This window comes from Kocuria sp. UCD-OTCP (assembly GCF_000349605.1).
Classification (GTDB): domain Bacteria; phylum Actinomycetota; class Actinomycetes; order Actinomycetales; family Micrococcaceae; genus Kocuria; species Kocuria rosea.
Genome location: NZ_AOSQ01000018.1, coordinates 123,305 through 136,906 on the forward strand (window position 1 = coordinate 123,305; position 13,602 = coordinate 136,906).

Genomic DNA, 13,602 nt, shown 5'->3' on the forward strand with positions numbered 1-13,602 from the left:
GAACTAGGATGGATCCTCGGCCCGGGCGCCCCGCCCCGGGCCGGACGAGAGATGGAGAGCAGCATGGCAGCCCGGTCGGCCCTTCCCCCCGTGGTCCAGGAGTCGACCCCTGCGCTCATCGCCAGGATCCTGCGGGAGGCCATCGCCGACGGCCGCTTCCCGCCCGGGAGCCAGCTCGTGGAGCAGGAGCTGGCCAGGGAGCTCAACGTGAGCCGGGGACCCCTGCGCGAGGCCATGCAGCGGCTCACGCAGGAGGGCCTGCTCGTGGGCCACCGCAACCGCGGGCTGTTCGTGATGGAGCTGACCGAGGACGCGGTCCGGGACATGTACCTCGCCCGGGAGGCCGTGGAGTGCGCGGCCGTGCGCCGGATCGTGGCCACGGGCACCGGGCCCTGGGCCGCCGAGGCGCTGGCCGTGCCGCTGGCCGAGATGCGGGCCGCCGCCCCGGAGCCGAACGGGCGCGCGATGTCGGAGGCGGACCTGCACTTCCACGAGCTGCTCGTGGAGCTCGCCGGCAGCCCCCGGCTGCTCGGCATGCACCGGACGCTGCTCACCCAGATCCGGATGTCCCTGACCGGCATGCAGGGGACCTACGGGTCCGCCGACGCCCGCCTCCGGGAGCACACCGAGATCGCGGAGGCGCTCGACGCGCAGGACGCGGACCGTGCGGACACGCTGCTGCGGGCCCACATGCAGGACGGACTCGAGCGGGTCCTGGGCGCCTGACCGGGCCGCGCCCCTGCCCGCGCGCGGGGCGTCAGGACGCGCCGGGCTCCTCGCCGCGGCCGGGGCCGCCGGGCCGGCGCGGACGCCACATCGGGCGGGGCCAGTCCCTGCGGGGCAGGCGCACGTTCCACTCGCCCGCCCCGGGCAGCCGCCACCCCCGGCGCCGGGCCACCACGGTGACCGTGGCGGCGGTGAGGATCGCCGCGGCCATGCCCCAGTTGGGGTAGCCCAGGCCGTGCAGCACCGCCATCTCGGCGCTGCCGATCACTGCCCCGGTCGCGTAGAGGGTGTTGCCGCCGAAGATCATCGGCACCCGCCCCACCGCGATGTCGCGGATCATCCCGCCGCCCACGGCGGTGATCACCCCGATCATGACGGCCGGCAGCCAGGTCAGTCCCACGTCGAGGGCCTTGCCCGTGCCCGTCGCCGCCCAGCAGCCCAGGGCCAGGGCGTCGGCCACCACCAGCACGCGGTTGGTCCACTTCCCCCGGAACTGCAGGAAGAACGCGATGGTGGCGCCGGCGATCGCCGTGATCAGGTACGCGGGGTTGGTCAGGGCCACGGGGAAACCGACCTGCAGGAGGGTGTCGCGCAGCAGTCCCCCGCCGAGCGCGGAGACGACGGCCAGGAACGCGAAGCCGACGGGGTCCATCTTCAGCTGGCGCGCCACCACCCCGCCCAGGACGCCGTTGGTCAGCACGCCGAGCAGGTCGACGGCGTCGAAGGCCGCGCTCGGGTCGAGATCCTCCACGGCCACCACGACCACCACCGCCTCTCCCGCGTCACGCCGACGCCCGAGGGTAGCACCGTCTCCCGCGCCCCTGCTGGCCACCGCGGCGGCGTTCCTGGGCATCCTCGCTCTGGTGGGCGGGGTGGTGACGGGCATCGTGCTCGCGGTCCGCAGCGAGTGGGACAACCTCTCGGCCTCGGCCGTGGAGGGGTGGGAGGAGCTGCAGTGCGTGATCATGTCCGGGCCCCTGCCCGTGGACACCGCCTCCCTGGACGCGCTGCTCCAGCGGGCCACCGACTTCCTCACGTCCAGCGCGTTCGCCGGGGGAGCCATCAGCGGGCTCACGGCCGCCACCGAGTTCCTCGCCGGCGTGGTGCTCATGACCGTCGTCCTGTTCTTCTTCCTGAAGGACGGCGCGAAGATGTGGAACTTCACGCTGCGCTGGTTCCACGGCGGGACCCGGGCGCGGCTCGCCGAGTCCGGGGACCGGGCGGTCCAGGTGCTCGGCGGCTACGTGCGCGGCACCGCGGTCGCCGCCGTCGACGCGGTGTTCATCGGGGTGCCCCTGGCCCTGCTCGGGTGCCCTTGGCGCTGCCGCTGGCCGTCATCGTGTTCATCGGCGGGTTCGTCCCGATCGTCGGCGCCACGGCCGCGGGGATCCTGGCCGCCCTGGTCGCGCTCGTGACCAACGGCCCGTGGACCGCCCTGATCGTGGCCGGCGTCGTCGTCGTCGTCAACCAGATCGAGGGCGACCTCCTCCAACCCGTGGTGATGGGCCGGACCCTGAGCCTGCACGCGATCGTCGTGCTGCTGGTCCTCACGGTGGGCACCATCGTCGGCGGGATCTTCGGGGCCATCCTCGCCGTGCCGATCACCGCGGTGGCCTGGGCCGTGATCCAGGTGTGGAGCGACCGGTACCAGGCGGGGGAGGACCCGGTGCTGGGACCGGACCCGCTCGACCCCCAGGACACCGCCCGGTCCAAGGCGAGCATGGCGGAGCGGTGGAAGTACCAGCGGATGCGCTACCAGCACCGCCCCGGCGGCCGGCTCGGGGCCACGGGGCACGACGCCCGCGGGCGGCCGCACGACGGGCCCGCCCCGGCCGGGGACGAGCCGGACGCGCAGGCCTGAGCGGCCCCGGAGGGCCACGGCGTCACAGGAAGGGGCGCAGCGGCACCAGGACGGTCTCGGCGAACCAGGCCGCGGGGGACCGCTCGTCCCACCGGCCCGCGGTCAGCTCCCGGCAGTTCTCGCTGTCGGCGGCGAAGACCGCCTCCATGTCCGCGGCGACGTCCCGGTCGTGGATCTCGAGGTTCGTCTCGTAGTTGAAGCCCAGGCTCAGCCGGTCGATGTTGGCGGTGCCGACGATCGACCACTGCCCGTCGATCGTCGCGGTCTTGGCGTGGATCATGGCGTGGCGGTAGAGCAGCACGGTGATGTCCGCGGCCAGCAGGGTCGAGTAGAAGCCGCGGGAGAGCCAGTCGGCGAGCACGTGGTTGGAGTCCTCGGGCAGGATGACGCGCACGTCCACGCCCCGCCGGGACGCCTCGATCAGGGCGGAGAGGATCTGCTGGTCGGGGATGAAGTAGGCGGTGGTCAGGTAGATGTGGTCCGTGGCCCGGTGGATCGCGTCGAGGTAGACGCTGCGGATCGGGTACACGAGGCTGGCCGGGATGTTGTTGATCGCGCGCACCCGCGAGTCCCAGGAGCCGGGGTTCACGTGCGGGAGCTTCGGCCGCCGCGCCGAGGGGTGGTTCCACACCGCGGCGAAGGAGTGGCCCAGCTCGAAGGCGGCGGGGCCGGTGAGCCGCACGTGGGTGTCCCGCCACTGCGTGGCGTAGAGCGAGCCGAGGTTGTAGCCGCCCACGAACCCGACCTCGTCGTCGACCACCAGCAGCTTGCGGTGGGTCAGCCCGGTCGCCTGCAGGGGGCTCAGCAGCAGGCGCGGGCGCAGGACGGGGAACCGGAAGACGTGCACGTCCGGGTGGAAGCGGTAGAAGCCGCGGGGCACCACGAGGTTGCCGAAGCCGTCGTACATGACGTGCACCTCGACACCGCGGGCGGCGGCGTCGTTGACGGCGTCCAGGAACTCGCGCCCGACCTCGTCGTCCTTCCAGATGAAGGTCTCCAGCAGCACCCGGTGCCGGGCGCCGCGGATCGCGGCGAGCATGTCCCGGTAGAGGTCCTCGCCGTAGGTGTAGATCGTGGTGCCGGTCTCCGCGACCGTGTGCTCGAACGTGCCCGGGCGGGGGAACCCGGAGCGCCTCGAGCGGCTCCGGCGCTTGATCGCGTCGGTGGCCACCAGGGTGGCCACCACCGCCGCCTGCACGGCCACCATGCCCAGGGCGGAGCGGACGGCGAACGAACGGAGCAGGCGGGGCCCGGAGGAACGAGGAATTCTCATCCGCGAAGCCTACCCGGGCGCCGCCGGCGGTGCGGGGCGGCCTCAGACCGTCCGCGCCGCCGCCCGGCCCGCGGCGTCGTCCTCCGCACCGTCCTCCGCGCCGCCACCCGTCGACGACGACGGTGCTGCGGTCGTGCCGCCGGCGGTCGGCCCGTCCGCGCCCGGGGAGCCGTCGCCCAGGAGCCGGGCCTTCTCGGCCTCGAACTCCCCGGCGGTCAGCGCGCCGCGGTCCCGGAGGTCCGCCAGGAGCGTCAGCTGGTGGGCACGGCCCCCGTCACCCGGCCCCGGACGCGACCGGGCCGCCGCGAGGCGCTGCTCCTCGGCGGCGCCGACGGACCGGGTGAGGAGATAGACCAGCGGTCCCACGAACGGCAGTAGGACGATCACGAGCGCCCACAGCACCTTCGTCCCGCCCCTGATGTCCTCACGGCGGGTGATGTCGACCAGCGCCACGCCCCAGAGCAGGGCCAGCGGCGTCCAGATCACCAGCAGCCACAGAAACTCCCAGAAGTTCATGAGGTCCTCCCCGGTCCGGCGGGGCTCTCGGCGTCCCCGGGTTCACCTCCAGGGTCCCGCTTCGCCGCGGGCCGGGCCTCACCCGGCGCGGGTGATCCGGGGGACCCGTCGAGGGTCGTGTGCTCCAGGAGGCCGAGCGTCCGGGCGCGGAGCACGGCCTCCCGCCGGGTGCTGACGCCGAGCTTGCGGTACAGGGACTTCAGGTGCGCCTTGACGGTGTTCACCGACAGGTACAGCTCGGCGCCGACCTCCGTGTTGCTCATCATCGTCGGCAGCAGCAGGAGCACGCTGCGCTCGCGGCTGGTCAGCGACTCCAGCACGGCCGGTGCGCGGGTGGGGGTGCTGCCGCCGAGGAGGTCCAGGACGGTCCCGACGAACTCTCGGTGCGTGCCCACGGCCCGCCGGTGCAGCTCCAGCAGTCTCCTGACCCGCTGCCCGTCCACGAGCAGGAAGGGGCGCACGATGTGCTCGGGGGCCGCCACGGCCAGACAACGCCCGAGGCAGGCGTGGGCCTGCACCTCGTCGCGGAGCCGGTCGTGGGCGAGGGCCGCCAGCAACCAGGCCTCGACGGCGGGTCCTCCGTCCACCTCGGTCTCCCGGAACAGGTGCTGCAGCTGCCGCAGGCACTGCGCGGGGTCGTTGGTCTCCAGCAGGGCCCGGGCCCGCAGGACGATCCGGTGCCCGTGGGGCCGCCCCCGGGACGGGGCGGTGACGGGCGGGTCGCCGAGCAGCGCCGGGACGGCGGCGGGCCGTCCCTCCGCCAGGAGGATCTCGGCCCGGACCAGCTCGCACCACTGGGCGAGGAAGTCCGGCATCGCCCAGTCCTGCGTGCTCCCGCGCAGTCGCCCCAGGAGGTGCCGGGCCGCGGTCACGTCCCCCTTCGAGAGCTCGAGCCGCACGCCCACCAGGGCCAGGCCGGTCTCCGCGTAGCGGTCCGGCACCCGGCCCACGCACGCCCTCCCGCGGTCGAGGGCGGCGGCGCAGGCCCCGACGTCGTGCTCCAGGAGCCGGATCACCGCCTCCGCCAGGAACGCCGTGGCCGTCAGCGGGAGGAAGGTCCAGCCGGACTCCTCCGCGACGGCCAGTGCGACGTCCACCTCGCGGCGAGCCTCCCGCAGCCGGCCGCGCATCGCCTTCAGGGCGGCGAGGTTCCCGTGCAGGTGCAGCGCGAGCACCGGGGTCATGGCGGAGCGGTCCGCGAGAGCTGCCACCGTCCGGGTGAGGGTGGTCTCGGCGGCGCCGAGCTCACCGGTCCACAGGAGGCCCATGGCCAGCACCGTGGCGGTGGCGATGCGGTACACGGGGGCGGCCGGGAGCTCCTCGGGGAGCACCTCGTCCAGCTGCCGGATCGCGGTCCTGGAACGGCGGACCTGCTCGGTGGCGTCCGCGTGCATCCACGCCAGAACGGCGTCGAGCGTGGAGAGCACCACCGTGGTCAGCCGGGCGTCCTGCGCGGACAGCCGGAGCAGCAGCTCGCGGGCGCGCGCGGCGTGGGAGGCGACCCCCACCGGGTCGTAGGCGGCGTAGCGCACGGCGGCGACCGCGGCGGCCACCTCGCAGTCCCGGGCGACCAGCTCGTCCGGCACGCCGCTGAGCAGCGCGACGACGGCCGCGCGGTCCGTGCCCAGGACCTCCGCGCCGGCGCTGCGCAGGACGAACCGGGCCAGCGCCGGCCAGTCCTGCGCCGCGCGCAGGTGCCGGGCCGCTTCGAGCAGCTCCCTGTGGGCCGCGAACCAGCCCGCGGCGCGCCGGTGCAGGACGGCCTGCCGCGCGGGGTCCTCCGCCCTGAGCCGGTGGCGCAGCAGGTCGGCGAAGAGGTGGTGGTAGCGGTACCACTTCCGCCGGTCGTCGAGGGCGACCACGAAGAGGTTCTCGTGCTCGAGCCTGGCCAGCAGCCGCTGGCCGTCGCTGCGGCCCGTCAGGGTGTCGGCGAGCTCGCCCGAGACGCGCCGGACCACGCAGGTGTCGAGCAGGAACCGGGTCAGCGCGGGCTCCTGCTGCGCGAGGACCTCCTCGGTGAAGTAGTCGGCGGGACCGCGCTGGTCCCCGGCCAGTCCGCGGACGGCCGCGCCCACGTCCTCGGCGCCCTCGAGGGCCAGCGCGGCGAGACGGAGCCCTGCCGCCCAGCCCTCCGTCCTCGTCAGCAGCACGGCCAGCTGCGGCGGTGTGGGGGCGACCTCTTGGGCGGCGAGGAGCTCCAGGGCCTCCGCGGGGTCGAAGCGGAGGTCGTCGGCGCGGAGCTCCGTCAGCCGGCCGCTCAGCCGCAGCCGCTGCAGCGGCAGGTCCGGGTCGCTGCGGGTGGCGATCACCGGGCGGAGGGCGCCGAGGTCCTTCCGGGCCGCCGCGGCCAGGGTCTCCTCGGCGGGCGAGCCCGCGATGCGGTGCAGGTCGTCGAGCACGAGCACCCGCGGCGCCGGGAGCAGCCCGCAGGCCTCCACCAGGAGGTCGACGAAGCGGGGGTCGTGGGTCGGCGGGGCGCGCAGACCGGCCAGGGCGCTCCCGGGGCCGACGTCGGACGCGGCCTGCAGGGACGCCAGGACGCGGGCCCAGAGCTGCTGGGGGTCCCGGTCCTCGGGCTCCACCGACAGCCAGGCCACGGGCGGGCGGCGCGGTGCGGCCCACCCCGACAGGAGCAGCGTCTTGCCCGCCCCCGCCGGGGCGGAGACGACCACGGTGCCGGCGGCCACCCCGGCGTCGAGCATCCGCTCGAGACGCGGGCGGCGCACCGTCCTGGCGGGCACCCGGGGGATCGAGGAGCGCGTGGCGGACAGCGGTTCCGGCGGCGGTGGACGAGCCCCGCTCCGTTCGCCCGTCATGCTTGGAGGCTACTCCAGGAGCCCGGATGCCGGAATTGTGTCCGGCCGGCCCGCCGCATCACCCGTCGCGGGTGATGCGGGGCCCGGCCGTGGGCGCGACAGTGGGAGCACCGTCCGGCAGGCAGCGGGGCGCAGCAGGACAGGAGACAGCCATGGTCGTGTCGCTTCTCGTGCGGTGGGCGGTGCTGGCGGGGGCGGTCGAGCTCACCGCGTGGTTGCTCCCGGGGTTCTCCATCGAGGGCGGTCTGCTCTCCCACCTGGTGGTGGCGCTGTTCATCGGCCTCTGCAACGTGCTCGTGCCGCTCGTCACCGCCCGGCTGCCCCAGCCGGGGTCGGTGGTGCTGCTGGCGCTGCTCACCCTGGCGGTGAACGCGGTGCTCATCTGGGTCTTCTCCGCCCTGACGAGCCTGCTGGCCGTCTCCGGGCTGCTCGTCGCCGCGCTGGCGGCGCTGCTCATCTCGGTCTTCGCCGCCGTGCTGTCCCTGGTGGCCGATCGGCTCCTGGCCGCGCGCGCCCAGCGCACCGGTCCGGCCCCCGCCACTCGCGGGTGAGGCGCCCCGCAGGCGCCGGGAGGGGCGGCGACTACGCTCGTGCCATGGACCCCGGTTCCAGCGCCCCCGCCGTGGCGCGCTCGATCGGCCTCGTGCTCGGGCTCGGCCTCTCCGTGGCGGCGGTGACGCCCTCCCTGCTGCCGCGGCCGCCCGTCTTCCAGGGCTTTCTCGCCGGGGTCGGTTTCACGCTCGGCCACGGCCTGGGGGTCCTGCTCGTGGGGCTCGTGCTCCGGGCCGCTGCCGCCCGCCGCACCGGCGGACTCCCACCGGCCCGGGGCTCCGGGCGCGACTCCCGCCGGACCGCCGTGCGGGAGTGGGCGGCGGCCGCCGCCCTCGTGGTCCTGGGCTCGCTGGCCCTGTCCGCCCTGGTGGTCGAGTGGCAGAACGACGTCCGCGCGAACGTGGACATGCCCCCTCGGGCCGCCGCCGGGCTGGGCCCGTTCCTGCTGTCCTGGGCGCTGACCTCCGCGGCGGGACTGGGGCTCCTGGGCGCGCTGGGCGCCGTGCGGCGGCGCGCCCGCGACCTCGCCCGCCGTCGCGGCGCCGGCGCGGGCGCGGCCTCGGCCGTCTCCGTGGCCGCCGCGGGCACGGCCGTCCTCCTGGCCGTCCTGCTCGTGGTGCTCGGCGTGCTGGCCGCGGCGGACCGGGTCTACGCGGCACGGGACGCGACGACCCCCGAGGGCGTCGTCGAGCCCGGCTCCCGGTGGCGCTCGGCGGGCGGGGACTCGCCGGTGCGCTGGGAGGCGCTCGGCATGCAGGGCCGCGCCTTCGTCGGCGGCGGGCCCACCCCGGCGCAGATCGAGGAGGTGACGGGCCGTCCCGCGGCGGAGCCGGTGCGGGTCTACGTGGGTCTGGACCAGGCCGAGACGGCCGAGGAGCGCGCCGCCCTGGCCGTGGACGAGCTGCGCCGCACCGGCGGCTTCGAGCGGGAGGTGCTGGTGGTGGCCGCGCCCACCGGGTCGGGCTGGCTCGAGCGCCAGTCCGTGGACACCGTGGAGTACCTCAACGCGGGGCGCACGGCGATCGTGGCCACGCAGTACTCCTACCAGCCCAGCTGGGTCTCCTTCCTCTTCGCCCCGGAGCTGCCCCGCGCCTCGAGCCGGGCGCTGTTCGACGCCGTGCACGCCGAGTGGGCGCGGATGCCGGCGGGGGACCGCCCCCGGCTGGTGGTGTACGGGCTGAGCCTCGGCGCCTCCGGGATGCAGTCCGTGTTCGCCGACGTCCCGGAGATGACCCGCCGCACGGACGGCGCCGTGTTCACCGGCCCGCCGAACAACGCCCAGCCCTGGCGGAGCCTGCAGGAGGGCCGCGACCCCGGCAGCCCCGTGTGGCAGCCGGTCCTGGACCAGGGCCGGACCGTGCGCTGGCTCTCCGTCCCGGGGGACTTCGACGCCGTGCCCGGGCCGTGGGAGCGCCCGCGGATCGCCTACCTCCAGCACGCCACGGACCCCATCACCTGGCTGGACCCCGCCGTGATCTGGCAGCGGCCGGAGTGGCTGGCGGGATCGCAGGCCGAGGGCGGGCGCGCCGCGGACGTGAGCGACGCGATGGTGTGGATCCCGCTCCTGACCTACCTCCAGCTGGCCGTGGACATGGTCCTGGGCGAGGCCGTCCCGGCCGGCCACGGGCACAACTACGGGGACGTCGCCGTGGACGCGTGGGCCGCCGTCCTGCCGGACCACGGCCTGGACGGGCCGGCCCTGGACCGCGTCCGGGAGGTCATCGCCGCCTACCCCTACGAGGACGCCGGGGCGGACTGAGGCCGGCGGCCGGGCGGGGCGCGGTCGTCCCTGCCGCCGGGTCCCGGGCCGGCCCGGTGCTACCGCCCCGTCAGCTCCGCCCGGGCGAGGTCCAGGGCCCGGGCCAGGCGCTGCACGCCCACCTCCGTGCGCTCCGGGCTCGTGGAGGCGAAGCACAGCCGGAAGGCGTCCTGGAACCGGCCCGAGGGGGACAGCGCGGGACCGGGGATGAAGGCGACCCCCTCGGCGAGGGCGATCTCGAACAGCCGGGGCGTGGCCACGGCCGCGTCGTCGCCCTGCAGGGTCACCCACAGGAAGAAGCCGCCCTCGGGGTCGGTCGTGACCACCCGGGAGCCCAGGTGACGGGCGATCGAGGCGTCCATGGCCTGTTTGCGCCGCCGGTACTCCGTGCGCAGGCCGGCCAGGTGGTCGTCGTAGCCGCCCTGGCGCACGAACCGCTCCACGATGTGCTGACCGGGGACGTTCGTGCAGGTGTCCATGGCCTGCTTGCCTGCGATCAGCAGCCTCCGCAGCCGAGGGTCGGCGTCCACCCACCCCACGCGCAGCCCCGGGGCGAGGACCTTGGAGAAGGTCCGCACCGAGAACACGAGCGGGTCGTCCGGGCTGATCTCCCGGAACCCGGGGACGTCCTCGCCGGCGAAGCGCAGGCCCCCGTACGGGTCGTCGTCGATGATCATGGAGCCCCACCGGTGCGCGAGGTCCAGGAGGCGCCGCCGGCGCGGCTCGCTCAGCGTGGTGCCGGAGGGGTTCTGGAAGTTCGGGATCGTGTAGACCGCCCGCGGGGTGCGCCCGGTCTCGGCGACCAGCGTCTCCAGCGCGTCCACGTCCATGCCGTCCTCGTCGACGGGGACCTCGAGCAGGTCCGCGCCGTAGCTGAGGGCGGTGCCGGAGCCGTTCGTGTAGGTGGGGGACTCGACCACCACGAGGTCGCCAGGGTCCACGAAGAGCTTGAACGCGAGGTCGAGGCCCTGCATGCCGCCGGAGGTGATGACGAGCCGTTCGGGCCGGGTCGGCTCCGGGGTCGTGGAGTGGTGGGCCACGACGGTCTCGAGCAGACCGGGCTCGCCCTCCGTGGCCCCGTACGTGAACGAGCCGGCGCCGAGGACCTCGGCGGCGATCCGCCGGAACTGCTCCGTGGGGATCACCTCGGCGGCCGGGGCGCCCATCGCGAAGCGGACGATGTCGTGGGTCTGGGCGGCGAGCAGGGACGTCGAGGAGTCGATGACCGACCCCACGAGCCCGTCCGCCCGGCGGGCCAGGGGCAGCAGGCCCCGGGCGGGGTCGCCGCCCACCCCCGCGGTGGGGGTGGTGCGCAGGCCGGCCACGGTGGTGAGGGAGGCGGCGGTGGTGGTCATGGGATCACTTCCTGATGAGGGCTCGGGGGAAGGAGGTCAGGGCCTCCGTCCCGGTGGCGGTGATGCGGATCGACTCGGAGACCTCGTAGCCGTACCCGGTCATCCACATGCCGCAGATGAGGTGGAACGTCATGTTCTCGGCGAGCACGCTCTCGTCCTCCGAGCGGATGCTGATGGTGCGCTCGCCCCAGTCGGGGGGATAGCCGATGCCCACGGAGTAGCCGAGCCGGCTGGGCTTCTCGAGCCCGAACTCCGCGAGCGCCCAGTTCCAGGTGCTCGCGAGCTCGCGCACCGGGACGCCCGCGGCGGTGACGTCGAGCACGGCCTCGAGCCCCGAGGCCACGGCCTCCTCGAGCAGGCCCAGCTCGGCCGTGGGCGGGCCGAGCATCACCGTGCGGGCCAGCGGCACGTGGTAGCGCCGGTGCACCCCGGCGAGCTCCACCACCACGGCGTCGCCCTCCCGCAGCACCCGGTCCGACCACGTGAGGTGCGGGGTGTCGGCGGAGGCCCCGGTGGGGAGCATCGGGACCATGGCCGGGAAGTCCCCCCACGCGTCGTCGACCCCCTCGACCTGGGCCCGGGCCACCTGCGCCGCGACGAGGTGCTGCGGGACCCCGGGCTCGATCGTGTCGATCGCGGCCTGCATCGCGGCCGTCGTGACGCGGGCGGCCGTGCGCAGGTACTGGATCTCCGCCGGGGACTTCACGGCGCGCACCCAGTTCACGAGGTCGAAGGCGTCCACGAGGGTCCACTCCGGGAGGGCGTTGACGAGCGAGCGGTAGCCCTTGGGGGAGAAGAAGTGGGAGTCCATCTCCAGGCCCACGCACCCCCGGGCGGCCGGGGCGACCCGGCCGCGGCGGCGCAGGGCGAAGGCCACCCAGTCGAAGGGGTGCAGGTGCGGGCGGTGCACGTAGCGCTCGGGGTAGCCGACGATCTGCCCGGGGTCCAGTCGGGCCGTGCGGAACGCGCCGTTGGCGTCCATCTCCCGCAGGAACAGCAGCAGCTCGCCCTCCGCCGGCACGAACAGCAGCTGCGGGGTGTAGAAGGACCAGGCGTCGTAGCCCGTCAGGTAGAACAGGTTCGCGGGGTCGGTCACCAGCAGCGCGCCCAGGCCCTGCTCCGCCATCCGCCCCCGCACCGCGCGCAGCCGGGCGGCGTACTCCGCGTCGGGGAACAGCGCGGGGCGGACGTCCGGACCGGCCACGGTGTCATCGGCCACGGGGCACCGCCGTGTACTTCGTCTCGAGGAACTCCTCGATCCCCGTGCGGCCGCCCTCGCGCCCGAGGCCCGAGGCCTTGACCCCGCCGAAGGGCGCCGCCGGGTTGGAGACCAGCCCCGTGTTGATCCCGACCATGCCGACCTCGAGGGCCTCGCTGACGCGGAAGCTGCGGTCCACGTCGCGGGTGAAGAGGTAGCCCACGAGCCCCCACGGGGTGTCGTTGGCCCACCCGAGCACCTGCTCCTCCGAGTCGAACGCCACCACGGGCGCCACCGGCCCGAAGATCTCCTGGGACATGAGCGCGGCCTCGGGGCTGACCCCGGACAGCACGGTGGGGGCGTAGAACCAGCCCCGGCCCCCGGCCCGGCGTCCCCCGCACAGCACGGACGCCCCCCGGGCCAGGGCGTCGTCCACGAGCTCCTCCACCTTGGCCAGAGCCTTCTCCTCGACGAGGGGGCCCACCTGGGTGCCCTGGGCCACGCCGTGGCCCACGGTGAGGGAGCCCATGCGCTCCGCGAGGCGTGCGGAGAACTCCCCGGCCACGGAGCGGTGGACGAACAGGCGGTTGGCCGCGGTGCAGGCCTCGCCCATGTTGCGCATCTTCGCGGTCATCGCGGCCTCGACCGCCACGTCGAGGTCGGCGTCCTCGAACACGATGAAGGGGGCGTTGCCGCCCAGCTCCATGGACGAGCGCATGACGTGCTGGGCCGCCTGCTCGAGCAGCCGCACCCCCACCTCGGTGGAGCCGGTGAAGGAGATCTTGCGGGCGATCCCCGAGGACATCCAGGGCCCGACCACCGAGGAGGCCCTCGAGGTGCACACGACGTTGAGCACCCCCGCCGGCAGTCCGGCCTCCACCAGGACGTCCACGAGGGCCAGGGAGGACAGCGGCGTGAGGTTCGCGGGCTTGAAGACCATCGTGCAGCCGGCCGCGACGGCCGGGCCGATCTTGCGGGTGCCCATGGCCAGCGGGAAGTTCCACGGGGTGACCAGCACGCAGGGTCCCACCGGCTCCTTGGAGACCAGGATCCGGGTCCTCCCGTCCCCCGAGAGGGTCATGTCCCCGCCGATCCGCACGGCCTCTTCGGAGAACCAGCGGAAGAACTCGGCGGCGTAGGCGACCTCCCCGCGGGCCTCGGCGAGGGGCTTGCCCATCTCCGTGGACATCACCAGCGCGAGCTCGTCCCGGCGGGCCATGATGAGGTCGTGGGAGCGGCGCAGGATCTCGCCGCGCTCGCGGGGCGCGGTCCGCGCCCAGTCCTTCTGGGCCCGCCCCGCGGCCTCGATCGCCCGGACGGCGTCCTCCGGGCCGCCGTCCGCCACCGTGGCGACGACCTCCTCGGTGGCCGGGTCCACCACGTCGAAGCGGCGCCCGGAGGCGGCCTCGGTCCACTCGCCTTCGACGAAGACCCCGGTGCTGACCCCGGCGACGGCCTCCCGGGACCGGCGCAGGACGTCCTCGGAGGCGGTGATGGGGGCGGTGGTGGGGGCGGCGGAGTCGGTCACGGGGTGTCCTTCCGGTCG

Annotated in this window: 10 protein-coding genes and 1 pseudogene; 4 read left to right on the top strand and 7 right to left on the bottom strand. The window is 74.9% G+C overall.

What is annotated here, in order from left to right:
• The first annotated feature begins 63 nt into the window (after positions 1 to 63).
• A complete protein-coding gene (locus H488_RS25880; protein WP_043738845.1) occupies positions 64 to 726 on the top strand; it encodes a GntR family transcriptional regulator in 663 nt (220 codons plus the stop codon).
• Between the two features lie 31 nt (positions 727 to 757).
• Here the strand turns inward: H488_RS25880 and H488_RS25885 are convergent, their stop codons facing one another.
• Positions 758 to 1,495 (bottom strand): trimeric intracellular cation channel family protein, encoded by a 738-nt coding sequence (locus H488_RS25885; RefSeq protein WP_017833060.1) that lies wholly within the window; start codon positions 1,493 to 1,495, stop codon positions 758 to 760.
• Between the two features lie 340 nt (positions 1,496 to 1,835).
• On the opposite strand from H488_RS25885, the pseudogene H488_RS38405 reads away from it, so the two are divergent.
• Positions 1,836 to 2,587, top strand: a pseudogene (locus tag H488_RS38405) (AI-2E family transporter).
• A gap of 22 nt (positions 2,588 to 2,609) precedes the next feature.
• Here the strand turns inward: H488_RS38405 and H488_RS25895 are convergent.
• The 3 genes from H488_RS25895 to H488_RS25905 are packed head-to-tail and all read right to left on the bottom strand — an operon-like array spanning position 2,610 to position 7,192.
• Complete coding sequence (locus H488_RS25895; RefSeq protein ID WP_051063743.1) at positions 2,610 to 3,860, bottom strand: phospholipase D-like domain-containing protein; 1,251 nt, start codon at positions 3,858 to 3,860, stop codon at positions 2,610 to 2,612.
• Positions 3,861 to 3,902: 42 nt separating this feature from the next.
• Positions 3,903 to 4,376, bottom strand: coding sequence for an SHOCT domain-containing protein (locus H488_RS38345; RefSeq protein WP_017833062.1), 474 nt, complete (start codon positions 4,374 to 4,376; stop codon positions 3,903 to 3,905).
• The gene (locus tag H488_RS25905) at positions 4,373 to 7,192 is read right to left on the bottom strand and encodes a LuxR C-terminal-related transcriptional regulator (protein WP_150110330.1); all 2,820 of its coding nucleotides are present in this window, start codon (positions 7,190 to 7,192) and stop codon (positions 4,373 to 4,375) included. The genes H488_RS38345 and H488_RS25905 overlap by 4 nt, the downstream gene beginning before the upstream one ends.
• Positions 7,193 to 7,344: 152 nt before the next feature.
• On the opposite strand from H488_RS25905, the gene H488_RS25910 reads away from it, so the two are divergent.
• Both H488_RS25910 and H488_RS25915 read left to right on the top strand, forming a co-directional pair.
• A complete protein-coding gene (locus tag H488_RS25910) occupies positions 7,345 to 7,743 on the top strand; it encodes a phage holin family protein (RefSeq protein WP_017833064.1) in 399 nt (132 codons plus the stop codon).
• A gap of 44 nt (positions 7,744 to 7,787) precedes the next feature.
• Positions 7,788 to 9,503: an alpha/beta-hydrolase family protein gene (locus tag H488_RS25915; protein WP_017833065.1), complete on the top strand. Its 1,716-nt coding sequence runs from the start codon at positions 7,788 to 7,790 to the stop codon at positions 9,501 to 9,503.
• 59 nt (positions 9,504 to 9,562) lie between these two features.
• On the opposite strand, the gene H488_RS25920 is transcribed toward H488_RS25915, so the two are convergent.
• From H488_RS25920 to H488_RS25930, 3 genes are read right to left on the bottom strand one after another with little or no spacing between them, the layout of a single operon-like run.
• Complete coding sequence (locus H488_RS25920; RefSeq protein ID WP_017833066.1) at positions 9,563 to 10,858, bottom strand: aminotransferase-like domain-containing protein; 1,296 nt, start codon at positions 10,856 to 10,858, stop codon at positions 9,563 to 9,565.
• Between the two features lie 4 nt (positions 10,859 to 10,862).
• Positions 10,863 to 12,077, bottom strand: a complete 1,215-nt coding sequence (locus H488_RS25925; protein ID WP_017833067.1) for a M24 family metallopeptidase — start codon at positions 12,075 to 12,077, stop codon at positions 10,863 to 10,865.
• Complete coding sequence (locus H488_RS25930; protein ID WP_285842286.1) at positions 12,067 to 13,530, bottom strand: NAD-dependent succinate-semialdehyde dehydrogenase; 1,464 nt, start codon at positions 13,528 to 13,530, stop codon at positions 12,067 to 12,069. Before H488_RS25930 ends, H488_RS25925 begins: the two co-directional genes overlap by 11 nt.
• Positions 13,531 to 13,602: the final 72 nt, after the last annotated feature.

What these genes read in the sequence shown, in the direction of transcription:
- H488_RS25880 (WP_043738845.1), top strand. Translation starts at nt 64, where the DNA reads ATGGCAGCCCGGTCGGCCCTTCCCCCCGTGGTCCAGGAGTCGACCCCT.
- H488_RS25895 (WP_051063743.1), bottom strand. Translation starts at nt 3,860, where the DNA reads ATGAGAATTCCTCGTTCCTCCGGGCCCCGCCTGCTCCGTTCGTTCGCC.
- H488_RS38345 (WP_017833062.1), bottom strand. Translation starts at nt 4,376, where the DNA reads ATGAACTTCTGGGAGTTTCTGTGGCTGCTGGTGATCTGGACGCCGCTG.
- H488_RS25905 (WP_150110330.1), bottom strand. Translation starts at nt 7,192, where the DNA reads ATGACGGGCGAACGGAGCGGGGCTCGTCCACCGCCGCCGGAACCGCTG.
- H488_RS25910 (WP_017833064.1), top strand. Translation starts at nt 7,345, where the DNA reads ATGGTCGTGTCGCTTCTCGTGCGGTGGGCGGTGCTGGCGGGGGCGGTC.
- H488_RS25915 (WP_017833065.1), top strand. Translation starts at nt 7,788, where the DNA reads ATGGACCCCGGTTCCAGCGCCCCCGCCGTGGCGCGCTCGATCGGCCTC.
- H488_RS25920 (WP_017833066.1), bottom strand. Translation starts at nt 10,858, where the DNA reads ATGACCACCACCGCCGCCTCCCTCACCACCGTGGCCGGCCTGCGCACC.